Genomic DNA, 25,430 nt, shown 5'->3' with positions numbered 1-25,430 from the left:
TATGTTGTACCCAAAAATCGTATTAAATCCGTATCTTTAAAAAAGATTTTTACTGAGTGTTGTACCTGATATGACTTTCGCAATTTAAACAGGTCAACTATGTCAGCAAGTGCACAAATCGTTCTACGAAAAAAGAGGAATTCCAAAGGCTTATATCCTTTAGCAATCCGAATTACCAAAAACCGCCGTTCAACCTTCAAACATATCGGTCATACCATTGACCTTGAGGATTGGGACGATAAAAACCTGAAGGTCAAAAAATCGAATCCCGATGCGGATAGCCTGAACAACCTTCTGTCTTCAAGATTATCCGAAGTACGCAAAGGATTGATGAATCTTCAAAGCGAGAACACCGATTTTTCAGCTGGTCAAATCAAAAGGAATATATACAAGCCTATCTCGAGTTTGACCCTACACGATTATGCCAAAGAGCATTTGGACAATCTCGAAGCTGAAAAAAAGATAAACCGGCTAACTACAGATACTGCCTTGACCACTTATATATGGGTATTTCACAGGTCCAAAAATTTACGATTTCAAGATATTAGCGAACGCTGGCTAAAAAAATTTAAAACCTATCTTCTTGGTGAAAGAAAGCTTTCCGAAACTTCGGCTCTCAATGTTATGGTCCTTATTCGGTTATTATACAACCGGGCAATTTCAGATAAGGTGGTGAGTAAAGATTTATACCCTTTTGGAAAGGGTGGTTTTCAAATTAAGTTTCCAGAGACCCATAAGGTTGGCCTGAACAAAAAAGAGATACTGATATTTGAAAATGTTGAAAATATTACGGATGTAGAACGACACGCCCTCAATGTTTGGCTCTACAGCTTTTATTTTGCTGGGATGCGTGTTTCGGATGTGCTATTTACACGCTGGTCAATGATTTATGATGGTAGGCTGCATTATCGTATGAGTAAGAACGGCAAATTGGTCTCACTCAAAATCCCAATAAAAGCTTTGGCTATTCTAAAATCCTATGAAAAAGATAGACTTTCTGAAGACGATTTTGTATTTCCTGAAATGAAAAAAGCGGACTTAAGTAATGCTAAAGATGTTTACAACAAAACCAGGACTGCCAATTATAAATTCAATAGGCATCTAAAAACTTTAACTAAAAAGACCAAGATTACAAAGAAAGTGACAATGCACATTGCTCGTCATAGCTTCGGCAATATTGCTGGAGATTCTATTCACCCACTAATGCTTCAAAAACTATATCGACATACCGATTTGAAAACTACTATAAGCTATCAAGCAAACTTTATCCATAAAGAGGCTGATGAAGCTTTAAATAGTGTTATTGATTTTTAAGATTCTCAAGAAAAGACTTTATCACTTTGAGTGACATCAATAATCAGTCCATTATCTATTAGGATTTCGGTACTGATTTCACGATATTAATGGCATCTAAAATCCATAAAAAATAATAGATAAATTAAAAGTTCTAGTTATGTAAATGAGCAAATCTTCAAAGATATCACTTCTTAAAAATGGAGAAATAATTCCCTCAGCTCCCAAATCTTCTGTTAATAATTCACTAGATTTTAACGGAGTGATAGTTGAACATCATTTTTTGCAAAAAGGTGAACTACCAGAACATACTATCATAGACCATAGGCTCGCTATAACTTTGGGTAACAATTCAATACCTTTTGAGCACAGGGAAAAAGGGATTTGGAAGCCAATATCACTCCATCCTGGTTCTTTCAATATGCAAAACCACGGTGATATTGGTGTTCCAAGATGGATGGAGGATTATCAATTTTTGGCAATAGCTATCAAACCACAGTATTATGAACAAATCCTACCTAATACGAACTATCGTGAATTGGAATTTATGACCCAGAGGGGTACTATTGACAAAAACGTAATTCTTTTCACTAAGCTTTTTCAAAATGAGCTTTTAAAAAATAGCGGTTATGGAAAGCTTTATCGAGATACACTGGGGATGGCTTTTGCGACATTTCTTTTGAACCAATACTCAACAGGTGGCAAGAAAATTAAAAACCCAACTGGAAAACTTTTCGGCATACAAACAAAAAACATATTAGATTATGTAATGTCCAACCTCTATCAAGACCTTAGTTTACAATCTTTATCCGAGGTAGTTCATCAGAGCCCTTATCATTTTGCCAAGGTATTTAAAAATACTACTGGGTTATCCCCACATCAATTCGTTCTCAAGCTACGACTTGAGAAAGCAAGTGAACTCATACGTTTAAAGAAAATAAGCCTAACTGAGATTGCCCATTCGATAGGATTTTATGACCAAAGTCACTTTACCAACAATTTTAAAAGATTTTATGGAGTGACACCAAGGCAATTTTATAAATCTGTTTAAATACCCCAAGAATTTACAATTTTTTGGTTCTGCTCATTTCTAATTTTGGGTCGTATTAAATGTATAACTAAAAAATTATAGGATATGAACAGAAAGGATTTTCTCAAATCGGTAGGATTAGGTACTGCGGGAATAGCAGTAAGTACCACAGGTCTCTTCGCACAAAACGTAAATAGTACGGAACTTAAGGATTTAAAAGGAAAAACAGCTTTAGTGACAGGTGCTGCCAGAGGTATCGGACTTGGTATAGCCGTCGATTTCGCTAAGCAGGGTATCAATGTTGCATTATTGGATATTGCTGACCCTAAAGGTGGAATGGCAATTGAAGGATATCGTTTAGCAAATAAATCAGAACTTGATTCCGCCACAAAAGAAATTCAAAAACTGGGAGTGAAAGCTATTGGCATTCAAGCCGACGTTCGAAATCTGGAAGCTATGAAAAAAGCTGTGGACAAGACCATTTCGGAATTGGGTGGGCTTGATATTGTCGTGGCTAATGCCGGTGTGGGTATTTGGTCCCCTTTTGAGGATATGAACGAGAAACAATGGAAAGATGTCATCGATGTTAATCTAACCGGAGTGGCAAATACGGTATGGGCCTCACTTCCCCAATTAAAGAAACAAAAAAGTGGAAGTGTTATTACACTAAGCTCAATTGGCGGAAGACAAGGTGTTCCCGGAGTAGCCAATTATGCATCCACTAAATGGGCGATAATAGGGCTTACCAAAACATTGTCCTTGGAATTGGGAAAGTATAATATTCGGGTAAATTCTATTGCACCAACAGCTGTAAATACTCCGTTGTACAGAAGCGAGGGTCAATACAAATCTACGGGTATGTCATCCTTTGAGGACCAAGACAATGCAATGATGGGTTATCACTCACTACCTACGCCAGCTTTAGACCCTGTAGATATTGCACAATCAGCGACTTTTTTAGCTTCAGATAATTCAAAGTTCATCAGTGGTTTGGTGTTAGATGTTGCAGCAGGAGGTAATGCCAGATACACAGGATAAAAAGTAAGTTTAATAAAAAATAAAGAAATTATGACAAAAGAAAATAGTAAAGTTTGGTTCATAACTGGGGCCTCTTCAGGCTTTGGAAAAGCATTCGCCCAATATGCGGTCTCTCAAGGCTATAATGTAGTGGCGACCGCAAGAAGGCAGGAAAAATTGGAACAACTTGCCAAGGCAGCACCCGAGCAAATATTACCGATTTCCATGGATGTCACCGAACGCGCAGAAATTAAAAATGCCGTTCAAAAAGCCATTGAAAAATATGGTAAAATAGACGTATTGATTAATAATGCAGGATATGGCATTGTTGGAGCCTTGGAAGAGACTCCTGAAAAGGAACTTCGAAGTCAAATGGAAACCAACTTCTTTGGTGCCGTTGCCGTGACGCAAGTAGTTTTACCCTATTTGAGGAAACAGAAAAGTGGTGCTATAGTTAATATAAGCAGTATGGGCGGTAATATGAGTTTTGGGGGTTTCAGTGCATATTCAGCTTCAAAATTTGCATTGGAAGGAGCCTCGGAAGCTTTAGCTCAAGAGGTAGCTCCATTTGGAATCAAAACTATGATAGTGGAACCAGGTGCATTTCGAACGGATTTTGCTGGGGATGGATTCAGGCATATGCCAAAAATAGAGGCATATAACGAAATTGTAGGAGGAACTCGCGATTTTGCGAAGGAAATGGATGGCACCCAAGAAGGTGACCCGTTGAAAGCTGCTAAAGCCATAGATATTGCTCTTCAATCTGATAAAACACCTCTAAGACTTCAATTAGGTGAGGATGCTATAAGTGCCGTAAAGGAACACGCCGAAGTATTGATTAAAGAATTGGAGGAATGGAGAGAGACAGGAGAGAATACTCGGTTTGAAAAATAACGGTATATAGAAACATACTAAAGGCGAAATTGAATTTTCAAGACCGTACAGACTGCCAATGGCATAATTGTCTTCGCCTTTTGTCCAAATTCACAAAAACAAAGTGTTGTAAGGCCATATCTGACTTGACCAATTTAAACAGGTCAACTATGTCAGCAAGTGCACAAATCGTTTTACAAAAAAAGAGGAATTCCATAGGCTTATATCCTTTAGCAATCCGAATTACCAAAAAAGGCAAGATTACAAAGAAAGTGACAATTCACATTGCCCGCCATTCTTTTGGCAACATTGCTGGCGATTCTATTCATCCTTTGATGCTTCAAAAACTATATCGTTATAGTGATTTAAAAACTACCATCAATTATCAGGCTAATTTCATTCATAAAGAGGCTGATGATGCTCTGGATAGTGTGGTAAACTTTTAATATACAAAAGTGAAAGATGCGCTATCATTTCTTGGAAAAAACTTTTTCTACAAAGCCTCAATGATTTCAGATATTTCTGCGCGTTTAGTATAGTCTTCGTTAACATAGCGATAGGTCACGATGCCATCCTTATTAACAACAAATGTTGCTGCAACTGGAAGTTCAAACTTATCATTTTCGTTATGTTTTGCTACATCAATACCAAAGTTGTCATATATAGATTGTATTTCTTTGGGTAGTTGAAAGACTAGACCGATTTGTTTTGCCAAAAGATTATCCTCATCGGTCAACACCTCAAAAGATAGTTCGTTTTTTTCGGCGGTGGACAAAGAGTTGTCTGGTGTTTCAGGACTGATGGCCACTAAATTGGCGCCTTTGCTTTTAAACTCAGGTAAAGCCGCTTGTAAAGCCTTAAGCTCTATATTGCAATATGGACACCATCCTCCTCTATAAAAAGATATAACCAGAGGACCATTCTTTAAAAGATGACTTGATGAAATAGTTTCACTTTTGGCATTTTTTAGCACAAACTTTGGGAACTTTTCTCCTATCTGTATGGCTTGTTTTGAAATTCCCTCTTCAACAAGGATGTTTGTGGCTTTATCCATAACAGCAAGTGTTTCTGTGGGTATTTTACTCCTGCTAAGTGTATTGGCTTTTAGTAATGTTTCTGCTAAAGACATATTTTTGGTTTTAAGTTTATCTCTACGTCGAGATATCTTCGTTTCAATTTCATAACAAAAGGTTAAATTAAAATCCCATTAGCTCACGGACTTTTTTTGCATTTTGAGCTGAAGTGAGGCGTTCTAAAAGTAGTAATGCAACATCAACTGCAGTTGAGGGATTCCAAGATGTCGTAATATCATCATCCGTTACAATTGCCTTAGAGATGACGTTTACACCCATTTCTTTCAGCATATCCTGTCTTAACGGGTTTTTATTATAAGTGGTACCTTTTTTATGGTTAAGAATACCACTTTTGGCAATGGGCAGCGCTCCTGTGCAGATGGATGCAATAGGACTGCCTTTTTCTCTAAATTTCCTAATGACTTCAAGAAAAGGTTCGCTAAATGCCTGCTCATAAAAATGATATTGCTCAAAGCCTCCCGGAATTGCCAATGCGTCATAGTCGTTTATGTCTATTTCGTTAATAACATAATCGACTATCAACTTTTGATTAAAGGTGCTTGTTATTGTATTTGAAAGGCCACTGGTGTGCAGAATAGTACTGCCATCACCTTCTTCAAGATTCCAGCCCATCACGTCAATAAAAGCGCTTGCTTCAAAAATTTCAAAACCATCAGCGAGTAGTAGAAGTATTTTTTTCATTCTTAAATCATTTTATTCTTCTTATGCGATACTACAAAAAGGTAGTCGATATCATCACGGATAAATTACTCTTTTGTAACCCTAAAAGTGTCTGCATTTTCAATATGCGCCTTACTATAGATTGGATGAGTGACTACCTTAAAATGATTTCTCTCTTATATTCAATCAAAATCAAACTTCAGCCAATAAAAACACCCTAAATCAACAGTAATTTCTAAAGTATATATCTTAAAGGAAAAATCTATAATACCTCAGGAAGCATATCTATTTCTGAAGGCCCTTCTCTACCGCATCTTTGTAGTGTAATCAAAACATATATCAAGATGACGACAATTTTTAACATACTCAGGGCACTTTTTAGCAATTCAAACAAGAGCGTATCAAACGATGTGCAACTGCAAATCATAAAGGCAGATTGTGATAACCCGTATGCATCTGGTGTGTACTGTGAATCAGAAAAACCTTTTATTTCAAATTTTCAATAAACAATTTTTAAACAATTAAAATCAAGTATTATGACAACATTTAATGTACCAACAAGAGAAGAAGTAAACACAACGAACCAAGCAATTTTTGACAACTTAGAAAAAGCAGTAGGCTTTGTACCTAACCTTTTTGCAACCTATGCTTACTCTGATAATGCGCTTAAAAACTATCTCGATTTTGCTAATGCGAAAACATCGCTTAAAGCGAAAGAAAAAGAAGTTGTTAACCTTGCGGTTAGCCAAGTAAACAATTGTGAATACTGTTTATCTGCTCACACAGCTATTGGCAAAATGAATGGATTTACAGAGGACCAAATCCTAGACTTACGAGCTGGACAAGCACCTTTTGACCAAAAGCTTGATGCATTGGCAAAACTTGCCAAAAATATTACAGAAAATAGAGGAAACACAGACCACGATGTATTAGAAAATTTCTTTAATGCTGGCTGGACAAAGGAAAACCTAATTGACACTATCTCGCTTGTAGGTGACAAGACTATATCTAACTATATCAATAACACTACAAGAATTCCGGTAGATTTTCCTCAAGTACAATCATTAGAAACTGCGCAAATATAAATCCCCTAACTTATGCAGTTTCACTTTGAACAGCTCACTGTTATGTGAGCTGTTCTTGATTTAGGCAATTATATGATGCAACCGCCAGACAAGGGAAAGATATACAATTTAAAGCACCAAACAGCCATTATACCGCCTTGATAATCAAGCTACTTTTACATTATAATTTAAAACAAAATAGATATGAAAACTTTAATCACAACAATCGTAACACTTTTACTAACCGTAACGCTTACAGCACAAAACTATGTAGCCGTAAATACTTCAAATTTTGAAACTGATGTAAGAACAGTTTCTACAAAGAAAATTTCTAAAACAAAATCAGTATCAGCATTGACACTCGAAATTTATGAAACATCAAATTTTGAATACCGTACCTTTTTAAAGGATGCCGAAGATGCTAAAAAAAGGTATCAAATAGGGCGAGAAATTTACACAAAGAAAGAATTGGTCAAGATTTTTAGAAAAGGCGCAAGACGGTCCGAAAATGTTATAGAATTTGAAGAATTTCTTACAGACTATAATCCAAAATTCTTAAACAATGTTTCAGAACGAGAAACAGCTGACATCTTCACAAAGTTTAGAGAAGGTACATTGCACGCTTATTTAGATAAATTGCCAAGTGGGATTTTCTAGTACTATGTAAATTTTGAAAGAACTGAAAGAACTTACAAAGATGCTTTAAACTCTTTTTTAAAAGTAGCCGGTGGCGAACCTACTTGGTTTTTAAAATATTTAGAAAAATGAGCAGGCTCAGAAAACCCTACTTCATAACCAATTTCCTCGGCAGTTTTGTCCGAGTAAAACAGAAGCCTTTTTGCTTCTAGAATTATACGTTCATTGATAATTTTCAGAGGACTTTTATCACCAGATTTATTAAACAAGTTTGACAACGTTTTTGGCGATTTAAAGAGCATCTCGGCATAATCTGCTACTTGATGCTTTTCACGAAAGTGTTGTTCTACCAAAATATGATATTGCCTTACTAGGTCGTATTGCGGTTTTGGCAAATCTGCTTCTGGTTGTTCATTTTTAATTAAGCGTGTCGCTTTAATCAATAAACGCTTCAGAATAGAACGTAGCATTTCGCCTTGGATATGGTCTTTGGTTTCAAATTCTTCTTTCAGAATTAAAAACATTGCTTCAAAACTGGCTATATCTTTTTCACACAAAGTTACAACTGGTGGCAATGAAGAACCAAAAAACAAAAACCCTTGACAGGAAACCTCTGCATCGTGGTCACGTATGCAATAGAATTCACGGTTGAAAACGACTGCGGTTAAACCTGAGTCTTTTTTCATTTCAACAATATTGAGCGGTGTACAGAAAGCAACTTGGTTCTTATTTATTTGTAACCTATAGCCATCTACAATTATGGTAGCATCTTTTTCCCTTGCCCATAGGATTTTGTACATTCCTTTCCTATCCAATAGGTTCATTGCTGGACCGCAGGTGAAATTGGTTAGGGTAATTGAACTCTCATCTTTTATACTTGAGTAATCTAATTTCATAAATAGTATACTGTTACAAACAACTTATAAAGATAGAAAATTCTAAATAGCGCCTAGATTTCATTATGCAAACCTTTGTAAGTTGATTTAATTAAAAACCATAATCTTTATAGTGATTCGGTCGCTATCGTTAGAAATATTTTCTTCACACGAACTCTAAATCTGCACTAAAAAGTTTTGTCTCTTATATAAAGACGATAAAATTTGATTCAGTTTACACTTTAAAGCTATTAAGTGACTTTCCTTATGCTTATTATTTATAATTTCAGATTGTTATTTCTCAAACCAGAGACGTTTATAGGCAAAATTTAAACACCTTAGAGTTGTAAATGAATTTTTAAATGAAAAATGTACAATCATACGGGAACAAATTATATTTCAACCACTTAGATATCCACCTACATTTGAACTATTAATAATCTTAAAACGTAAAATTATGCGATTTATCACAAAGAAAATTCACTCGTACCTAGATTACCCAGTAGCAATCTCGTTAATACTATTGCCTTTTTTATTAGGCTTAGGCGAGACAAACCCTATAGCCTTTTATCTCTCAGTCATTGTAGGTGTAGCTGCCTTAGGCCTGACTATACTTACAGACCACCAAACAGGATTGCTGTCACTCATACCGTATCGCTTGCACCTCATCGTAGATGGTGCGGTAGCCATATTATTCTTACTAGCACCTTTTATCTTTTCTTTTGAAGGTTTGGACGCCTATTTTTATTGGATTAATGGCGCAGCTGTACTTCTTGTAGTCTCTCTACATAAAGCCGAAGTTCAAAAACCTGTTGCCTTAGCCTAGTAAAATCTAATCACAACAAAAAGCCTATCTTCTCAAATCATTAATTGATTTGAGAAGATAGGCTTTTTAAATATTGAATATTACGCTTTCGCGAAAGCTTAAACAGAATTCAAAATATTAAATCATCGTTAAGCTAACAGTAAGCCCTACCGAAAAATTACGAGGTAGTTTATGAACCCCAAATATTGCTCTAGAATGATGTCCTGCATCACCAAGAACTTTTACAAACAAATCTGAAGCGCCATCAACAACTATAGGCGCGTCATCCCAATCATCTAAAGATTGATAATAAGCATCTATATGGTTTAAGCCTAAAATGTTTTCTTCCCCAACCTTTTCAACAATTTGAGCGAGCACATTTAAAGCACATATTTCCATTGCACGAATACCTTCTTCTGTTGTGAATTCTTTACCCAGTTTACCTTGATAATGAAACTTCTCATTTAAATAGGAAACTGAATGGCAATGTAAGCCACCTTACCTCTGATATTTACAGATTTGTACGAACCTCCTGGTGCGGAAGCTTTGGGCAAACTGAGATTGAGCTCGTTTAGTTGTTTTGTAATGTTCATTTGCTAATTATATATGATAATACTAAGTCACTTAAATCTATTTCATAGTTGCTTTAATTTTTTTAATTGCTTTCTCTAAGGAACTAATTAAATCTTTTACATTATGTCGTCTTAGAGGTTGTGTTTTAACTATATGTTTGTAATAGTCAACGACACCTTTATGAAAGTCTTCTAAAAATAATAAGTCTAAATGCATATGTTCCCCAGGGTTACCGTAATCATAGCGTTCTCTAAATAGTTCTGAAAGCACAAAGATTAAATCGTTGCTAATGTCAGGTATTAACTTCAGTATCTCTGGAACATCTAAGTATTGTAATAACTCTTTACTTAATTTGTTCTCAGTAAATAAAGTGGCCAAAGCTACTTTATTCTCGTTTTTAAGGTATTTTATAACTTGTAGGGAAATTGATGTGTCCTCCTCTGCTTTAATTTTTTGATGTATAGTTTTTATAGCATTAACTATAATTTGCGTTTCTGGGTTTTCATTTTTAAAATGCATTAAATTAGTATAGGTATATTCGTGTATTTCTTTCCTCTTTCCAGAGATAGATAATCCTTTTAGCAGGTCTTTTTCAATTTTCTCCTTAGTTAATTTTATTAAACCTTTATCTGAAAAATAGAAAAAGAAATTTGCTATCTGTTTGTAGTCATACATCCAGTAAACACCTTTTTTAGCATAGTCATAAACTTTCTTACTTACTCTTGCAAAATCCTCGTCATCAAGCTCTCTAAATTTATAATCTAATATTCTTCGGAATGCTATTATTTCATCAGATAGAACTTCTGGTTCTCTGACTTTGAGCTCTGATTTAAAAATTTCTTTATTAAAATGTCCAGAAAGCACATAGTAATACAAGCTTGGGTAAAAATGATACTTGTCTATATTAGAAGTAAGGTATTTTTCATAAAACAGTTCAGCCCTTGTTTTTATTCGCTTTTCGTCTTTGTTTTGGCGAGACAGATAGTTGGAAGTTATTCTTGAATACCAGTTAGCATCTATCGCCTTAAAATCATCAAAAGTGGTTGCATCTTTTGATTGTAGTTTTCCTTGCTTGAACTCTATTGAAAAGATGGCAACAAGAAACAAACACTCTGTAATATATTGACTCTCTTTAGTCTTTATAGTTGGGTAAATGGTTTGAATACACTCTAAGTAAAAGTTTACTATTCTTAAATTCTTTATTTTCTGTTCTTTGAAAACACTTATTATATAATCTTCTTTCGTTTTTAGAAAATCATAAAATGAACTCTCATTTTTATAGGTTTCAATTAAAATTGGAATTATCGTTTCTAGCTCAGGATCATAATTGAGAACTCTACCTATTATTTTTTCCTTGATAATATCATACCCGTTAATTAAAGCCCTATTTGTTTCTTGGTCTTTAATTTTATCCTCGTCTGCCAAAACGATGCATTTTAATGATTTATGTTCTATAAAATCTGCTAAATACCCAAACAACTCGTCAATTGGGATTTTACACCTTTCCAAATCATCAAAACAGATACAATATTTTTTAAAACCAAAAGCTTTGATACTAGTACCTTTAGCGATGTCAGTTAAATCACTTTTGAAAAAAAACTTACTTGTGGCATTGGCAATATTTTTTGAAACCGCTGCAAGATTCTTTACAATATCACTCTGGCTAGAGCCAAGCTTAGGTATCAATTCTATGAAAATTAATTGTTCTAATTTTTCAATAGAGTTGACTCCATTTAATGAAATATACATTGGTTTTAAATCTTTACTCTCTATAACATTAACCAATGATTTTTTCCAAAAAAATGTTTTACCACTACCCCAACCGCCATTAATTAATAGAGCATATTGGGTTTGCGGTTTATCTAAGTATGCCTTTATTATGTCTTGAATATTTTCTGTTCGCATTTAAAAAATTTAATACCATTATAATCAATTTTTTACGGTTTACATATTAATAATAGATTTTTAGTTTTAAAGCTCAAAAATTACACTCCTGCATAATTAATCCCAGTCAAGTGATGCACATCCCTATTAATGGTTACTAAATCATCTGCGTTAAACTTTGTGATATCATCATAACCGCAAGAGCGAGATATTACTTTGAGAAGCTCGTTAGAGGCATCGAAAAAATTATGTAATTGCTTTGCTGAGGAATCAATAATTAAACGACTACGTAGCGATTCTTTTTGGGTCGCGATACCAACGGGACAAAAGTCTGTTGCACAAGCACGCATTCCTAAACAGCCTATGGCTTGTATGGCTGAGTTTGCCACCGCAATCGCATCTGCGCCCAGCATCAATGCTTTTGCAAAATCTTGGGCGACTCTTAAACCACCAGTCGCGATTAGGGTAACATCGGTGGCACCTTGTGCGTCTAGATACTTTCGAGCTCGTGCTAATGCTGGTATCGTAGGAACGTTGATATTATCTCTAATGATAGAAGGTGCAGCTCCTGTACCGCCACCGCGACCATCAAGGATGATATAATCTACACCTACATCAAGTGCAAACTGAATGTCTTTTTCTATATGACCAGCTGCCAATTTAAAACCTATGGGAATACCACCTGTTTTTGAGCGTACTTTGCCTGCAAACTCCTTAAAATCTTCGACTGATTTTAAATCTCGAAAAGTTGCTGGCGAGATTGCTGATTCTCCTTCATTTATACCGCGAACTTTAGCGATATCCTTAGTGACTTTATTGCCTGGTAAATGACCACCAACTCCTGATTTTGCGCCTTGCCCAGCTTTAAAATGAAAGGCTTGAACCTTATCGAGCAGTTCCCATTTAAACCCAAATCCTGCGGAAGCCAACTCATAGAAATAACGACTATTATTAGCTTGTTCATCAGGTAACATTCCGCCTTCTCCAGAGCAGATTCCTGTTCCTGCGAGTTCGGCACCTTTTGATAAAGCGATTTTTGCTTCTTTAGAAAGTGCGCCAAAACTCATATCACTCACAAAAATGGGCATCTTTAACGTGAGTGGCTTTTTGGCTTTTGGCCCTATAACGGTATCTGTATTTACAGAAGCATCATCTAACAATGGTTTACGATGTAATTGTGCTGGTAGGTATTGTATATTCTCCCATTTTGGTAACAGATTTCTATCTACACCCATAGAAACGGTCTCGCCGTGATGTCCTACTTTTTTGAGACCATTCTTAGATAAATTCTTTATGTAACCTGTATAAGGTTCGGTGTCTTCGGGATGAGTGTCTGCATAAGCTCCCAGATATTCATCACGGTTAAATGGTGGTGGGTTCTCTTTTTCAAATTCAAGAATTTCATCTGTATTTACAAAGAGTTTTCCTTCAGAAATGATAGCTTCAAACTTGTGTAGCTTTTCATCATTATTGTATTCACTTATTCCCGTATCGTATCTATAATCCCAACCGTGAACACCGCAAATTAAATTCTCGCCATCTATATATCCACCGCCCAGCAATGCGCCACGATGATGGCATCTTCCGTAGAGTACAGAAACTTCTGTTCCGTACTTTACAATAACAAGGTCGGTTTTTGAAACTAAGGCGTGTACAGGGACTTTATCTTCTAATTCTGAAAGGTTAAATAGTTGTTTTTTGGTCATCATAGTTTGATTTGATTAGTTGTTGAGATATAAACGCACTAAAGGGACGAATGAAAACACTCGTCCCTTTGCCCTATTTGAGCTGTTTTTTAAGCCTATGCGTGGTAATAACGCTCTCTATAGATTTTACCGTCTTTCCACTCTGTGGCTACCACTTGTTCTGATACCATTGTGCTGCCATCTTTCATTTTGAGCTTCATTACTGCGTCATAATAACTGTGGTTACCTTGTACGGCGTAGTCTCCAATCTCATAGCTGATGAACTCTTCCAAGTGATTATTGATAAGGTCGTGCTCAAAATCTAAAGCTACTTTCTTCCCTATTTTAGGTGCTGCATTTGCTTCTCTTAATTGTACATCGTCGTGAAGATAGGTTTCCATTGCTTCGATAAATGCTCCTTTTTCAAGAAGACCGTGTACTTTCTTTAAATTGTTTTCGATTGTTGTTTCTGTTGTATTCATAATATGTCTTTTTAATTGTATTTATTGATATTAATTTGTTGTTCAAATATCCGATGAAAAATGCGTTTTATGCTTATGGTAATTCCCTAATATATTGTACATTTTTCCCTTGATAGCTATTGAGTTTTTACGCTTTACCGCTTCGCTCTCCTTACAGTCGTGAATCTCTCAGACTCGATTTCGCGAAAGAGTATATCTAAGAAGCTCTATGCAGACTTCTCATTTTTAGCATTTAATGTAAGACCTGCTAGAGTAAATAATAATCCTATGTGTGTTATTACAATTATCCAAGTGACATTGTTGTTTCCACTCATATCGGCAAATCCTGCTGGAAGCCAAACCATTACTGTTGCTACTAATAAAAGCAGCGTTAGTACCGCATAAGTTTCAAATAATTTCTTGCCTAGGATTAACAAAACACCAGCCACTAGTTCAGTTATGGCAAGACCTATAGTCATTATAGTAGCAATAACGCCACTCACTCCAAATACGCCTCCTATAAATCCAGTAGCGCCTTCAAGTCCTGGTCCACCTAAAAAGCCTGGTATAAACTTTTCAAGTCCACCCCAAATGAAGATAAATCCTATTCCGATTCTGATTAATAAATTTCCGTTGATTTTTGAATTTTGTGATTTCATAATATATTGTTTTAATGATTATTGTATGGTACAAATATACTTGGCGTCTTACCCTCAAATAATAGCTTAAGTTCCTTACGACTTATACATTTTTCCCTTTGAGTACATTTACAACACTTTTATGTCAAAAATGACCTTGCTTGCGACTGTTTTATGCACTGGACACTTAGAGGCAATGGCTTTTAATTTTTCCTTTTGAGCATCATCTAAGTCTCCTACAAATTTTAATTTCTTTGAAATATGGTCGATGTAACCTGGCTTTTCTATGTCCAGCATTAAATCATCGCTGTGTTTCCTGCTGTGAGAGATATAGACGTACACTTCTTGTAAATCCCATTTTTTGCGCTGTGCATAGAGTTTTAAAGTCATTGTAGTACAAGCTGCAATGGAAGCGGTTAAATATTGATAAGGCGATGGCCCAAAATCATCTCCTCCTATTGAGCCAGGTTCATCTGCGATAAAGTTATGCGTATTTGTACTGAGATTTGTAGTAAAATTATCTTCGAGAAGATTAAGGTGCGCCACCAATTGGTCTTCGCCAGCATCTAAAGCAGTGTTTTCCAACTGCGGAAAATACTTTTCTACCCAAGAACCAATGACTTTGCCCACATAAAGACTATCTTCTTTTCTGTTCAACAAGTGGTCTGCATCATCCAGACTCACAAAACTACGCGGATGTCTGGCAGCATTAAAGAGTTCTAAAGCATTTGAAATCCCTACGATGCGGTCTATAGGCGAGTGCAGATTAAGATAAGGGATTCTAAGTTCCTTCATTACATCTACAATCTTCGTTTTCTTAAAATTATCGATAAATTCATCGTTGATAACAAATGGCCTGCCGCCTATATTTACTTCATAAGATGGCTCATTACTGCTTTTATCTACTTGATTTATAAAATGCTGCGCGGTATGCTCAATATCTGATGGCGTACCTATGGTGACCAATGCCTTGATATCTTCCAGTTGAGAAGCTGCAACTATTGAAGCCGCTCCACCTAAAGAATGCCCAATAAGTAAAGATGGTGCTTCGTAAGTTTCTTTGATGTATTGATGTACGTCAATCAAATCCTGCACATTTGCGCCAAAGTGACTCTCAGCAAAACTGCCTTCACTACGTCCTAGTCCTGTAAAGTCAAAGCGTACCACCGCAAATCCATAATCGGTTAACGCTCTACTTACATTTCTTACCGCATTAAGACTGCTGCTGCACGTAAAACAATGAGCAAAAATGGCGTAGGCCTTAGGCTTCTGTTGTAATGGTAATTCTAACTGCGTGTGCAGTAGATATCCTTTTCTGTTTTTTATTTTAAGTTTTGAGTTCATTTTGGTTTATTCTTTTAGTTAAATAATAACATCTCTACCTAATGGTACTGTCTTAAAAAATCGTAGTTTTTGTATAGGTTGTAAAAAGTTCTAGCGCTTTCATACCGCGATAGGAATTTCCTTTAGCGTTCAATCTTGGGCTCCATACTGCAATACTGTATTTTTCTGGATACACAGCTATGATACCACCACCAACGCCACTTTTACCTGGAAGACCTACACGAAAGGCAAATTCTCCAGATTCATCATAAAATCCGCAAGTTTGCATAAGCGCATTAATTCTGTCCGCCTTTATGGGATTAATTATGGGTTGGTTGTCATTTCCTTTATGAGCGTCACTAACCAAAAACATAAAGGCTTTTGATAAATTTTCGCAACTCATTTCCAGAGAACACATCGTAAAATAGAAATCCAAAACATCGTTAGGTTTATTTTTGATGTTCCCAAATGACTTCAAATAATTACATAGTGCTATGTTTCTATAGCCCACAGATTTTTCTGAAGTTGCCACGGATAAGTCGTACCCAACATTTTCTGCCGAACATAAAGAGCGTACAAATTGTAGAAATTCATCTTTAGGATTTTTTAGTCTGCTTACGAGAATGTCACATATAACCAATGCACCAGAGTTGATAAAAGGGTTTCTTGGTATGCCATTTTCATCTTCAAGTTGCACCAATGAGTTATAGGCATTTCCAGAAGGCTCAACACCAACACGGTTCCATATCTCATCTCCTTCAAGTTTGTAGGCCAAGGTGAGTGACAATACTTTTGAGATACTTTGAGCAGAAAATTTGGTTTGATAGTCTCCCGTTCCATATTCCTCACCAATAGCCGTACGAAAGTAAATCCCAAACTTTTCTGGGTCTATACAAGACAATTGCGGAATGTAGTCTGCAATCTTTCCATAATTTTCTAGTTCATTAATAGAATGATAAATTTTATGTATTATTTTTTTATAGTTCATCGTTATTTTCTTCTTGCATTTCGTTTTTTTCAGCAAAAACATAATACAGCGGCAAAGCCACTAGTAAGGTGCCACCTAGAATATTGCCTAGTGCAGCAGGTAAAATGTTCCACATTATAGCATCTGCCCAAGCCGTACCTTGTCCCATTGGGATAGCGATAGAGAAGTATCCCATATTTGCAGGACTATGTTGAAAATTTGCAGCAACGAAAAGCGACACTGACAAAAACACAGGTATATATTTCCCAATAATTGTCCTTCCCATAAGGGCTAAAATTGCAGCAATCCCAATAAGCATATTTCCAAACATCCCAGACACTAATGCTTTGAACCAACTTAGTGTTGTGCCAACTTCAGCGTAGTACATTTTTTTTTCAATTAGATGGAAAAGTTCGGTTTGTACTTCTTCAGGATATACGTGGGCAAAATTAATAAGCCAACCCACAGTAAGTGCCCCAGTCACATTGCCTAATATGGTTACTCCCCAGAATTTAAAAACATTTGACACCAATTCTCTTCTAGTACAATTGAGAATAGATGTAGGCAAGACAACATTAGTTTCCGAAAACAGTAATGCTCCTGTCATTATCACAATAAAAAAACCTACAGAAAAACCTAAGCCTTGTAACAGCAATTTAGTCCCTAAGGTTTCAACACCAGCTGAGATTAATACTGAAAACAGCGCTCCGAACGTAATGAAGCTACCGCCTAATAAGGCTAGAATGAATATTCTGGTTATAGAGGATATCTCTATATTATGCTTTGTTTCTTTGTACATTTCTGCAGAAACTCGACTTATGTTAAGGAACTGGGTTTTCATTGGTAATAAATTTTTATGCTTATTATTTAATCAGTTAGTAAAATGGACTTATACATACTCAGAAATAAGGTTATAGATATATGCCACTCGCTTGCACAACCTAATGTTTTAAATAGTCTTTAAGTCCGTAACTTGCCAAAACACCTTCGCCGGTCGCTGCTGCGACTTGGGCAATAGCGCCTTCACGCACATCACCAGCTGCAAAAATGCCTTCGACAGATGTTTTTGCGAGTCCGCTGGAAGTAATAAAGCCTTGTTTATTTAAGTCAATGACGTTTTCAAAAAGCTTCGAGTTAGGTATCAATCCTATGAAGATAAATGTACCATCGCCTTCAATGAGTTCTTCTTCTCCAGTCGCATTGTCTCTGACTTTTAATCCTTTAAATTGACCATTATCATCTGCAACAAACTCTAAAGAGGTTTTATTCATATAAGTAGAGACATTTTCCATTTTTGGCAATTTCTCTGTATAGGTAGGCGATGCCGTAAACTCTTCAGAACGGTGTACAATTTTCACTTCTTTTACAAAGCCGGACAGGAATATTCCTTCTTCCAGCGCGCTGTTACCACCACCAACGACAACGACTGTTCTATCTCTATAAAACGCACCATCACAAGTTGCACAAAAATGAACGCCAGAGCCTATGAGCTCTTCTTCTCCAGGAATGTGCAAGCGTCTGTACGTTGAGCCAGTAGCTGCCACCACACTACGACCTATGTATGTTTCCGTAGCAGATTTTACGTAGAATTTATTATCCTTCTTTTCAATAGACTCTACATCTACTCCTGTGGCAATAGTTGCTCCGTAAGTACGGGCTTGCTCTTCCATTTTATCCATTAAATCTGGACCAGAAATATTTGTGAATCCTGGATAGTTCTCAATCGTTTGGGTTAAAAAAGCATTACCACCTATGGTTTTCTTTTCTAAAATGATAGAATCAAAACGGTCGCGTTGTGCATAAATAGCTGTGGTTAATCCAGCTGCACCACCGCCAATAATGATAACATCATACACCTTGTGTTCTTTCTTTACATCAATATCCAGCAACTCTTTTAACGAGGCATTATCAGGATTTGTGTATGGCGTACCATCAATTAAAATGGTAGGAATAATGCGTTTTCCTTTATTGATTTTCTCAACTTCATCGGTTGCCCACTCGTGTTCGTCTACATCTATAAATTGAAAGTTAACGCCGTTATCTGCTAAGTAGCTCTTGGCTCTACGACAATCTGGACACCAGTCTGCGCCAAATAATTGTACCACACCAGCATCATTAATTCCCAAAACATCTGCAAGCTCTGCGTTGTTTGGATTGGTGTAAGTGGTTCCGTTTATATCTATGGTCGGAATAATGCGTTTACCGTTATTGATTTTTTCCACCAAACGTGTCGCGCTTTCATCTAAATCTACATCTATAAATTCAAAAGGGATATTATTTTCTTTTAAGTATGCTTTTGCTCTTCGACAATCTGGACACCAGTCGGCTCCGTATAATTTTAGTGTGTTCATTTTTATTGGTTTTGTAGTTATGAATATTTGATAGCACAAATGTATTGTGGTTACACAGTTTCTGTAATAGTCATATTTCCGAAGTGATTATACATTTTTCCCATTTGTGAATCAGAAAAGCTTTTGCCGTACTGTAAGTGTTCATATTGCTTTAAAAAATCAATCACTTTATGCTCGGGCATCTCACAAGGTTTTAGTTGTAAGCCAGCTTTTGTATGATAGAGATTGAAGGAAATAAAATCACCATCTTTCAGATTTTCAGCATATACTTTTACACTCTTTCCGTGATTAAAAATCGCTTTGGTCACCGCATATTTTTGACCCTTATAACTCACTTCAGAATAGCCTTCCTCTAACTGTTCAACACTTGCCTTAATAAGCTGTTTGCTTACTTTGGTTACTGATGGATTTCTCAACGTTTTGTTCCCTATGACTATGGTTGGGAAATGTTGCTCTCCATTAGCATAAAACAGCGTTAAGAACTCTTGATTCATCACATCATTCTCCAGTTCGTAAAAATCATACGGTATGTGGTTGTCGCTCATCCATTGCTTATAAAATCTGGACTTGTGGCAGGTTGCCTTCCCAAAAAGTTTTATTGCTTCCATATCGTGTGTCTTTTACTGTTGAATTATTTTGTTTGCGCTTTATCGCTTTCGCTCTCCCGATGGTCGTGAAGCTAAGTTGTTTGCTTTACGGTTATACTCTCTTGGCAATCGTGAAGCTACTTTATTCGCTTTCGCGAAAGCGTACTCATACCTTGCCTTCTGCTTTGAGTTTATGTACCGCTTCTTTAAAAAATTGATGTCCGCCATTAATGGTACAGTTGTCATCAAGTTCAAGCACAGCACCTTGAAACTTAGTGTCCCAATGCCCATTTTTGAGCGCTGTTATGGTATCAACATTTACTGAATGTTCTCCTGCATAGCCTTTTACATAGAGATAGAATTTTGAACTTACCTCATCTGGAATCGACATCCCAAGGCCTATAACGTGACCTCTGTGTTTATTAAAAGTGTACAATGATGCAATACCAAAGTGATGTGGCCACACCCTAATTTCTGAATGTGGTGTAAATTCCTGAAGCGCATCCTCTAAGGCTAAGTGTGCCATTATCCTGTAGTGCATAATCTCTCCCAATCGTGGCATATTTTCAAGATGAAAGACATACTCATCAGTTATAGGCTCATAAGGTAAGGTGTAATGCATTTCATATGTAAAAGGCAACGAAATACCATTTTCTATAGCTTGTTTTTCTATCCAGTCTAAGACTTCTTTATGCGTTTTACCTTCTAAAGGAAATTTTATTTTATCAAAACCTTCAATCCACCATTCTATTGAAAATGAAGAATAGCTAAAAGCCAGCACATCGCCATTTGTGTTTAACGGTCGCGTTGTTAAACAGCCACAGCCCGTAAGTGATTTTAAGTTGGTATGACTGTCGTCCTTTTTCTTAGGAAGAAAACTATTTGCCGTCGCCGCGAGGTATTGTATGATTTTATGAACCTCTATTTCTACTTTTTGATGTGATATTGTATAAGCTCCCATAGTTTTCTATTTTAAAATGGAAGACTTAACCCAAATGTGATACGCCCGCCTTCATCAGAATCAAAATAGGCAAAGTTCAAGGCCGCAAATCCTCCCATTTTGAAGTACATACCTGCTCCTGGTGAGGTATGCCACTCCTCTGAATCTTCATTTTGCAACCATACACGCCCGTAATCAAATCCTGCATAAGCGCCTACGGTAATGGGTATGATACCGTTGCGTAATCTTCCTAATGCCACTCTAAAGTCTGTGCTGTGGTAAAAAGATTGTTTTCCTGTAAAGCGCTCGTTTCTAAAACCTCTCAACCCATCATTACCGCCTATGGTTGCGCCTTGATAAAACTCAAATTCATTACCTAAATTGATGTGTCCTTTTACTTTTGAAGCGAGTATAAAGTTACCTCGATTATCTAATTTGGTCGCAATACGCGCCTCTGGAATAAGATAGCCAAAGTTGTTACTGTTTTCTAAATTTGATGTAAAACCAGCCGTTAACTTAAAACCTAATCCCGCTTTTGAAACGACTGCGTCTTTAAGATTATCATACTCGTAAGAGGCTTCAATACTCCCAAAATTCTGTCCCTCAAAGTTCTCTGGGTTTATGTCAGCTTGCGCTATAAAACGGTTGGCAGTATTTTCAATCTCATAATTATCGTAACGTACGCCCAGTTTAATCTCGCTTCCTTGATAGCCTCTAAAAATAAGTGATGGTGCAAACGATAAGCGTTGTGTGCGTACTCGGTTAAAGTCTCTTCCTAAATCATCTTCAAAATTTTCGGTCTCATTTCCGAAGCCAAAAAAATTGTCTGTATAACTTGGACTGCTGTATCCGGCTTCTATGCCTAAATTCACTTTATTAAATATGTATGCAAATTCGCCAGAATAGGACACATTTACACTACTGGTTTCATAGAAATAGGTAAGCCCTAGATGATGTTCATCTGTAAACGGATTTCTTACCAATGAATTTTTTTGATAATTAAAACGTGCGCCTATGCCTAATCCGTCATCTGGGTCAAAACCTAAAAGCGGTGTTGTATTACTCAAATCTCTTCGATGTTTTTTAAAGTAATATGTATTAAGGTCATAATTATCTGATAGCATTTTAGCCACAGGTGCTTTAAAGGTGTTTTCTTCCTTTTTATGGTCGTACACTTTTACATTTTTGCGGTTGAGCGCTTCATAGGTGTCGTTTCCATTACCACCTATGATTTTTAAGTGAATAGTTTTATTGCCTTCACCTTCTATTCTAAAGGTGTCATCGTCTGCAAGTCCGTAAATCCAGATTTCCTTGGTGTCTTTTCTATCATAGGTAACATCCCAAAACACTTCACCCATTTCTTCTTTGGTCTGGCGTTCTCCTACAATTTTGGTTTTACCATCTGGCATTCTGGTAATGATGAATAAATCTTTCTTATCTGTTCCTGTGACAAGAATACAGCGAGATAAATACTCAAACATATTGTTTGCATTACTCTCAATGTTTGCTAACCTGCCTTTGAGCGCTTTTTTTACTCGAGCTACTTTTTCTTGGTCTATTTCTGGCGGAAGGTTTGCAAATGCTTTTTCAATGACATCCTCTGTGATATTTGCTTTTATAAACTGGGCTTCTTCAACCCAATCTTCTCTTTTGTGATTTTTTAGGACTGCGAGGTCCACATCATCTCCAGCATCATTATACCATTTTACGTGATTATAATCTTCGTCATAGCGTTGCATAAAACGCAATGGCGGTGTAAGTGTGGTTAAAGCTCCAAGAATAAACCCATCAAAATCTGAATAGACCTGGTCACGGTCTCTTGGTATTGGGCGATAGTGCATCTTGCCATTTTCATCTTCGGTCTCTGTCCATTTCCATTGGTCTGCGTGCCTGTCCCAATCACCTATGAGGTTGTCAAAAATACGTGTACGTATGTACAATCTTTCGTCTATGGTAACCTCATCCTTATTTCGTAATTCTTCAAAAAGCTCAAGGGTATTGATAATTTTATCGCCTGCGCCTAAAGATGCCACATCTTCCTGACCGTCTGATAAGCGTTCTTCAATAAAATAAATATTATCACCATAATCGTCATTATAATTGCCCAGCGCATTCTGTTTTGGAATGTAATATAATGCTGGATTTGGGTGTAAAATGCCCACAGCATCTGCAAGGTCGCCTATGGTTAACGCACCGAAAGGATTTGCCGTAGTCCAGTAATCTTGTAAGAGTTGGACAAAATAAGTTTCCTCTACTTCAGCTTCAAGATATTCTGTTTTAAATAAGAAGTATTGTATAAATCTAAGGGCACTTTTCTTTGCGCTACGCATTGCATATTGTCTTCCGTCTTTATCAACCAAACGTATGGAATTGGTTTGATGTCCACCACCTTTGCGCAAGGGTTTTAAACCACCGTATAAGGTATCGAGTAGGGCAGTTTTTATCTTAATTTCTTTTGCATAATCATCACGGTAGTGTTCTCCCCATAATGCTTTATAAAAACCGCTTCTTTCCAGCTCTTCTTCGGTATAAATAGATTTGTTGACATACTGCGGACTTTCATATTCCTTATAATCTTGCATCGCCACCATTTCATACCGTGGTCGCACTTCTTTTGAAAATACAGCCGTACTAAAACCGTTTGACGCATCGTAAAAACTTACCCAAACCGCACCATCTTTAAATTGTGTGATTTTGGAAAACCCTAATTGTGAACTGCTAAATCCACCTTTTACAGAACCAACCTTTGCAGTTGCACTACCAGAACCGCTTATGATATTTGGGATTCCTTTAATGTCAAAATATTGCAAGCTATGGTCGTGAGCACTTAAAAGCACTACATTTTTGATTTGTCTTGCTATAGTCACCACTCGCTCACTCAATTCCTTATAATGTACGTTACTAACATCTTGCGGATTAACGCCAAAACTAAACTGAGAACCAGCACGCCCTAAACTTTCTACCGGATGATGCATTGCGAGTATAACCGTTTTGCCCTCGCTTTTTTTAATTGTGCTTTCCAGTTCTACATAAAATTCTTCTTTAGTTTTTATGTCACAATGTTCATTAATTGTAGGATATGCGTCCCAATTCATTATGGCCCATTGAGAATCTACGATTATCATATCTACTTCATCATTTATTTTTACGCGCTCCATCGGGCAACCTCTTTCTGGCTGAAAGGTGTTTTTGCCTACCGCTTTGTCTATCGTTTTTTCAATATTTCTAAGGTTTTCAAAACCATCAGTCCACTCGGCATCACCTGGGATAAAAAAGGAAGTTCCTTTAAATGAATTAGCAAGTTTGGTTTGTAGTTGAAGTGTGTTATCGTCCTTTGAATTTACTGCATTTCCTAAGAAAAGTAGTGTACTTTCCTTTGACGCATTCTTTGTAGTTTTTTGCAAGCCGTCCAGCACTTCTTGTAATTGAGCAGTCGTTCCCTCGGCCGTGTTTCCTATGGCATAAAAGGTGTGTGATATTTTCTTATTGGGTAGTTCTTGTTGCGCTTTCGCGAAAGCGGAAACAAATAACATTATTAAGAGAGTTAGTATTGGTATAGTTGGTTTCATAATGGTGGTTTTAAATTTTTTCTAAAAAGTTTTTACGAGACTCCGAGACATCTAGCGTGGTAGTATGTAACTGGCCATCTCGCATATATTTAATTTCTAAACTGTTTTTATCTTGAAGTAAAATTCTTGTGGCTTCCATACAATCTACGTGACAGGTGTTGTGATTTTCTATGGATACAATGAGGTCTCCGCCCAGAAACAGCTCGCGACCATTTACGACTGCTTTAATGTCTCCAGCTCTGAGTCCAGCTTTGTGCGCAGGACTGCCTTTGGCCACACTTTGAATGAGTACGCCACCTTCTAATGACTGGTTGAACAAATGCTCTAACTCTTCACGTACGAGTAATAATCCATCTACACCTATCCAAGGTCTATCTTCAAAAGACAATAAATCCTTAGCCGTGTTTATAGTTACCGCCATCCCGATGCCTTGAAAACCACCAGAAACAGTAAGAATACTGGACGCAATCCCGATAACTTCTCCATTAGAATTAAATAATGGGCCACCGCTGTTACCTGAATTTATGGCCGCGTCAGTCTGAATAAATTCAACTTTAACCGTACCATCGTAAATTTTATTAAAGCCTCTAAAGGCAGATATAATTCCCGATGAAAATGAGTTTTCCATACCATAAGGACTTCCTATGGCGTAGATATTTTGACCTACCACCAGTTTATCTGAATCACCAAGCGTTGCGTGTACCAGTGTGCTATCTGGTATGTCAAGTTTCAGCAAGGCGATGTCTGCATTTGCCTCGCTAAAAAGTACTGTTGCCTTGCGCATTTTACCGTCTTGGGTCTTTACCATAATATCTGAATTACCAGATACAACGTGCGCTGCGGTAAGAATATGGCAGTCGTTGGAAACTAATACGCCAGAGCCTAAACCACCACCTTGACGCAGTCCTCTTTCTGATGGTGTTGTGCTTGATGTAAATATGGTTACTACTGCTGGCAACGCTTTTTCATAAACGGTTGCCACACTTTTTTCTGAAGTTGTAATGTTTGCAGGTATGACGCGCTTTAAGGGTTGTACGTGCTTGTTTTCTTGTGCCACAACGGTAGTTGCGAGCAGAAAAATGATGATTTTGATGGTGGTTTTCAT

The 25,430-nt window shown here is 36.8% G+C and carries 24 protein-coding genes and 1 pseudogene; 8 read left to right on the top strand and 17 right to left on the bottom strand.

Annotated elements, in window-relative coordinates:
* Window positions 1–99 precede the first annotated feature (99 nt).
* The 5 genes and pseudogenes from ACFOSX_RS05865 to ACFOSX_RS05845 all read left to right on the top strand — a co-directional run.
* Window positions 100–1,314, top strand: a complete 1,215-nt coding sequence (locus ACFOSX_RS05865; RefSeq protein WP_386097957.1) for a phage integrase SAM-like domain-containing protein — start codon at window positions 100–102, stop codon at window positions 1,312–1,314.
* Between the two features lie 145 nt (window positions 1,315–1,459).
* A complete protein-coding gene (locus tag ACFOSX_RS05860; protein ID WP_386097955.1) occupies window positions 1,460–2,344 on the top strand; it encodes a helix-turn-helix domain-containing protein in 885 nt (294 codons plus the stop codon).
* Window positions 2,345–2,428: 84 nt separating this feature from the next.
* Window positions 2,429–3,361, top strand: coding sequence for an SDR family NAD(P)-dependent oxidoreductase (locus ACFOSX_RS05855; RefSeq protein WP_386097953.1), 933 nt, complete (start codon window positions 2,429–2,431; stop codon window positions 3,359–3,361).
* Window positions 3,362–3,391: 30 nt separating this feature from the next.
* Window positions 3,392–4,234: an oxidoreductase gene (locus tag ACFOSX_RS05850; protein WP_386097951.1), complete on the top strand. Its 843-nt coding sequence runs from the start codon at window positions 3,392–3,394 to the stop codon at window positions 4,232–4,234.
* Window positions 4,235–4,455: 221 nt separating this feature from the next.
* A pseudogene (locus ACFOSX_RS05845) lies at window positions 4,456–4,659 on the top strand (recombinase); the annotation flags it as partial.
* 47 nt (window positions 4,660–4,706) lie between these two features.
* Here ACFOSX_RS05845 and ACFOSX_RS05840 read toward each other — a convergent pair.
* Complete coding sequence (locus tag ACFOSX_RS05840) at window positions 4,707–5,342, bottom strand: peroxiredoxin-like family protein (protein WP_386097949.1); 636 nt, start codon at window positions 5,340–5,342, stop codon at window positions 4,707–4,709.
* Between the two features lie 67 nt (window positions 5,343–5,409).
* Complete coding sequence (locus ACFOSX_RS05835; RefSeq protein ID WP_386097947.1) at window positions 5,410–5,988, bottom strand: DJ-1/PfpI family protein; 579 nt, start codon at window positions 5,986–5,988, stop codon at window positions 5,410–5,412.
* A 515-nt stretch (window positions 5,989–6,503) separates the two neighbouring features.
* Between ACFOSX_RS05835 and ACFOSX_RS05830 the strand changes: the two genes are divergently transcribed.
* Entirely contained in the window at window positions 6,504–7,052 is a 549-nt protein-coding gene (locus ACFOSX_RS05830) for a carboxymuconolactone decarboxylase family protein (protein WP_386097945.1), read from the top strand.
* A gap of 183 nt (window positions 7,053–7,235) precedes the next feature.
* Entirely contained in the window at window positions 7,236–7,688 is a 453-nt protein-coding gene (locus tag ACFOSX_RS05825) for a hypothetical protein (protein ID WP_386097943.1), read from the top strand.
* 32 nt (window positions 7,689–7,720) lie between these two features.
* Here the strand turns inward: ACFOSX_RS05825 and ACFOSX_RS05820 are convergent, their stop codons facing one another.
* Window positions 7,721–8,563, bottom strand: a complete 843-nt coding sequence (locus tag ACFOSX_RS05820) for a helix-turn-helix domain-containing protein (protein ID WP_386097941.1) — start codon at window positions 8,561–8,563, stop codon at window positions 7,721–7,723.
* Window positions 8,564–8,999: 436 nt separating this feature from the next.
* On the opposite strand from ACFOSX_RS05820, the gene ACFOSX_RS05815 reads away from it, so the two are divergent.
* A complete protein-coding gene (locus ACFOSX_RS05815; RefSeq protein WP_386097939.1) occupies window positions 9,000–9,368 on the top strand; it encodes a hypothetical protein in 369 nt (122 codons plus the stop codon).
* 117 nt (window positions 9,369–9,485) lie between these two features.
* Here ACFOSX_RS05815 and ACFOSX_RS05810 read toward each other — a convergent pair whose 3' ends face one another.
* From ACFOSX_RS05810 to ACFOSX_RS05745, 14 genes are all read right to left on the bottom strand, one after another.
* A complete protein-coding gene (locus ACFOSX_RS05810) occupies window positions 9,486–9,785 on the bottom strand; it encodes a RidA family protein (RefSeq protein WP_386100235.1) in 300 nt (99 codons plus the stop codon).
* A gap of 26 nt (window positions 9,786–9,811) precedes the next feature.
* Window positions 9,812–9,940 (bottom strand): hypothetical protein, encoded by a 129-nt coding sequence (locus tag ACFOSX_RS05805; RefSeq protein ID WP_386097937.1) that lies wholly within the window; start codon window positions 9,938–9,940, stop codon window positions 9,812–9,814.
* 37 nt (window positions 9,941–9,977) lie between these two features.
* Entirely contained in the window at window positions 9,978–11,825 is a 1,848-nt protein-coding gene (locus ACFOSX_RS05800) for a P-loop NTPase fold protein (RefSeq protein WP_386097935.1), read from the bottom strand.
* Window positions 11,826–11,905: 80 nt separating this feature from the next.
* The gene (locus tag ACFOSX_RS05795; protein ID WP_386097933.1) at window positions 11,906–13,513 is read right to left on the bottom strand and encodes a glutamate synthase-related protein; all 1,608 of its coding nucleotides are present in this window, start codon (window positions 13,511–13,513) and stop codon (window positions 11,906–11,908) included.
* Window positions 13,514–13,605: 92 nt separating this feature from the next.
* Window positions 13,606–13,971, bottom strand: a complete 366-nt coding sequence (locus ACFOSX_RS05790) for a hypothetical protein (protein ID WP_386097931.1) — start codon at window positions 13,969–13,971, stop codon at window positions 13,606–13,608.
* A gap of 206 nt (window positions 13,972–14,177) precedes the next feature.
* The gene (locus ACFOSX_RS05785) at window positions 14,178–14,609 is read right to left on the bottom strand and encodes a DoxX family membrane protein (protein ID WP_386097929.1); all 432 of its coding nucleotides are present in this window, start codon (window positions 14,607–14,609) and stop codon (window positions 14,178–14,180) included.
* A 108-nt stretch (window positions 14,610–14,717) separates the two neighbouring features.
* Window positions 14,718–15,932, bottom strand: a complete 1,215-nt coding sequence (locus ACFOSX_RS05780) for a bifunctional alpha/beta hydrolase/OsmC family protein (protein WP_386097927.1) — start codon at window positions 15,930–15,932, stop codon at window positions 14,718–14,720.
* A 52-nt stretch (window positions 15,933–15,984) separates the two neighbouring features.
* A complete protein-coding gene (locus ACFOSX_RS05775) occupies window positions 15,985–16,899 on the bottom strand; it encodes a glutaminase (RefSeq protein WP_386097925.1) in 915 nt (304 codons plus the stop codon).
* Complete coding sequence (locus ACFOSX_RS05770) at window positions 16,889–17,719, bottom strand: formate/nitrite transporter family protein (RefSeq protein WP_386097923.1); 831 nt, start codon at window positions 17,717–17,719, stop codon at window positions 16,889–16,891. The genes ACFOSX_RS05775 and ACFOSX_RS05770 overlap by 11 nt, the downstream gene beginning before the upstream one ends.
* Before the next feature lie 100 nt (window positions 17,720–17,819).
* Window positions 17,820–19,229, bottom strand: coding sequence for an FAD-dependent oxidoreductase (locus ACFOSX_RS05765; RefSeq protein WP_386097921.1), 1,410 nt, complete (start codon window positions 19,227–19,229; stop codon window positions 17,820–17,822).
* Window positions 19,230–19,279: 50 nt separating this feature from the next.
* Window positions 19,280–19,837: a glutaredoxin family protein gene (locus ACFOSX_RS05760; RefSeq protein WP_386097919.1), complete on the bottom strand. Its 558-nt coding sequence runs from the start codon at window positions 19,835–19,837 to the stop codon at window positions 19,280–19,282.
* 145 nt (window positions 19,838–19,982) lie between these two features.
* Window positions 19,983–20,777 carry a hypothetical protein gene (locus ACFOSX_RS05755; RefSeq protein WP_386097917.1) on the bottom strand — a complete coding sequence of 265 codons (795 nt, stop codon included), beginning with the start codon at window positions 20,775–20,777 and terminating at the stop codon, window positions 19,983–19,985.
* Window positions 20,778–20,788: 11 nt separating this feature from the next.
* Window positions 20,789–24,325, bottom strand: a complete 3,537-nt coding sequence (locus ACFOSX_RS05750; RefSeq protein ID WP_386097915.1) for a ShlB/FhaC/HecB family hemolysin secretion/activation protein — start codon at window positions 24,323–24,325, stop codon at window positions 20,789–20,791.
* Window positions 24,326–24,335: 10 nt separating this feature from the next.
* Entirely contained in the window at window positions 24,336–25,430 is a 1,095-nt protein-coding gene (locus tag ACFOSX_RS05745) for a S1C family serine protease (RefSeq protein ID WP_386097913.1), read from the bottom strand.

The sequence above is a fragment of the Winogradskyella maritima genome, from assembly GCF_042650215.1.
Classification (GTDB): domain Bacteria; phylum Bacteroidota; class Bacteroidia; order Flavobacteriales; family Flavobacteriaceae; genus Winogradskyella; species Winogradskyella maritima.
The sequence above is the reverse complement of the archived record's forward strand: the minus strand, read 5'-3'. Positions and strand labels throughout refer to the sequence as shown.

Excerpts from the sequence above, each read along its gene's own strand:
- ACFOSX_RS05865 (WP_386097957.1), top strand. The coding sequence starts at position 100 with ATGTCAGCAAGTGCACAAATCGTTCTACGAAAAAAGAGGAATTCCAAA.
- ACFOSX_RS05860 (WP_386097955.1), top strand. The coding sequence starts at position 1,460 with ATGAGCAAATCTTCAAAGATATCACTTCTTAAAAATGGAGAAATAATT.
- ACFOSX_RS05855 (WP_386097953.1), top strand. The coding sequence starts at position 2,429 with ATGAACAGAAAGGATTTTCTCAAATCGGTAGGATTAGGTACTGCGGGA.
- ACFOSX_RS05850 (WP_386097951.1), top strand. The coding sequence starts at position 3,392 with ATGACAAAAGAAAATAGTAAAGTTTGGTTCATAACTGGGGCCTCTTCA.
- ACFOSX_RS05840 (WP_386097949.1), bottom strand. The coding sequence starts at position 5,342 with ATGTCTTTAGCAGAAACATTACTAAAAGCCAATACACTTAGCAGGAGT.
- ACFOSX_RS05835 (WP_386097947.1), bottom strand. The coding sequence starts at position 5,988 with ATGAAAAAAATACTTCTACTACTCGCTGATGGTTTTGAAATTTTTGAA.
- ACFOSX_RS05830 (WP_386097945.1), top strand. The coding sequence starts at position 6,504 with ATGACAACATTTAATGTACCAACAAGAGAAGAAGTAAACACAACGAAC.
- ACFOSX_RS05825 (WP_386097943.1), top strand. The coding sequence starts at position 7,236 with ATGAAAACTTTAATCACAACAATCGTAACACTTTTACTAACCGTAACG.
- ACFOSX_RS05820 (WP_386097941.1), bottom strand. The coding sequence starts at position 8,563 with ATGAAATTAGATTACTCAAGTATAAAAGATGAGAGTTCAATTACCCTA.
- ACFOSX_RS05815 (WP_386097939.1), top strand. The coding sequence starts at position 9,000 with ATGCGATTTATCACAAAGAAAATTCACTCGTACCTAGATTACCCAGTA.
- ACFOSX_RS05805 (WP_386097937.1), bottom strand. The coding sequence starts at position 9,940 with ATGAACATTACAAAACAACTAAACGAGCTCAATCTCAGTTTGCCCAAA.
- ACFOSX_RS05800 (WP_386097935.1), bottom strand. The coding sequence starts at position 11,825 with ATGCGAACAGAAAATATTCAAGACATAATAAAGGCATACTTAGATAAA.
- ACFOSX_RS05795 (WP_386097933.1), bottom strand. The coding sequence starts at position 13,513 with ATGATGACCAAAAAACAACTATTTAACCTTTCAGAATTAGAAGATAAA.
- ACFOSX_RS05790 (WP_386097931.1), bottom strand. The coding sequence starts at position 13,971 with ATGAATACAACAGAAACAACAATCGAAAACAATTTAAAGAAAGTACAC.
- ACFOSX_RS05785 (WP_386097929.1), bottom strand. The coding sequence starts at position 14,609 with ATGAAATCACAAAATTCAAAAATCAACGGAAATTTATTAATCAGAATC.
- ACFOSX_RS05780 (WP_386097927.1), bottom strand. The coding sequence starts at position 15,932 with ATGAACTCAAAACTTAAAATAAAAAACAGAAAAGGATATCTACTGCAC.
- ACFOSX_RS05775 (WP_386097925.1), bottom strand. The coding sequence starts at position 16,899 with ATGAACTATAAAAAAATAATACATAAAATTTATCATTCTATTAATGAA.
- ACFOSX_RS05770 (WP_386097923.1), bottom strand. The coding sequence starts at position 17,719 with ATGAAAACCCAGTTCCTTAACATAAGTCGAGTTTCTGCAGAAATGTAC.
- ACFOSX_RS05765 (WP_386097921.1), bottom strand. The coding sequence starts at position 19,229 with ATGAACACACTAAAATTATACGGAGCCGACTGGTGTCCAGATTGTCGA.
- ACFOSX_RS05760 (WP_386097919.1), bottom strand. The coding sequence starts at position 19,837 with ATGGAAGCAATAAAACTTTTTGGGAAGGCAACCTGCCACAAGTCCAGA.
- ACFOSX_RS05755 (WP_386097917.1), bottom strand. The coding sequence starts at position 20,777 with ATGGGAGCTTATACAATATCACATCAAAAAGTAGAAATAGAGGTTCAT.
- ACFOSX_RS05750 (WP_386097915.1), bottom strand. The coding sequence starts at position 24,325 with ATGAAACCAACTATACCAATACTAACTCTCTTAATAATGTTATTTGTT.
- ACFOSX_RS05745 (WP_386097913.1), bottom strand. The coding sequence starts at position 25,430 with ATGAAAACCACCATCAAAATCATCATTTTTCTGCTCGCAACTACCGTT.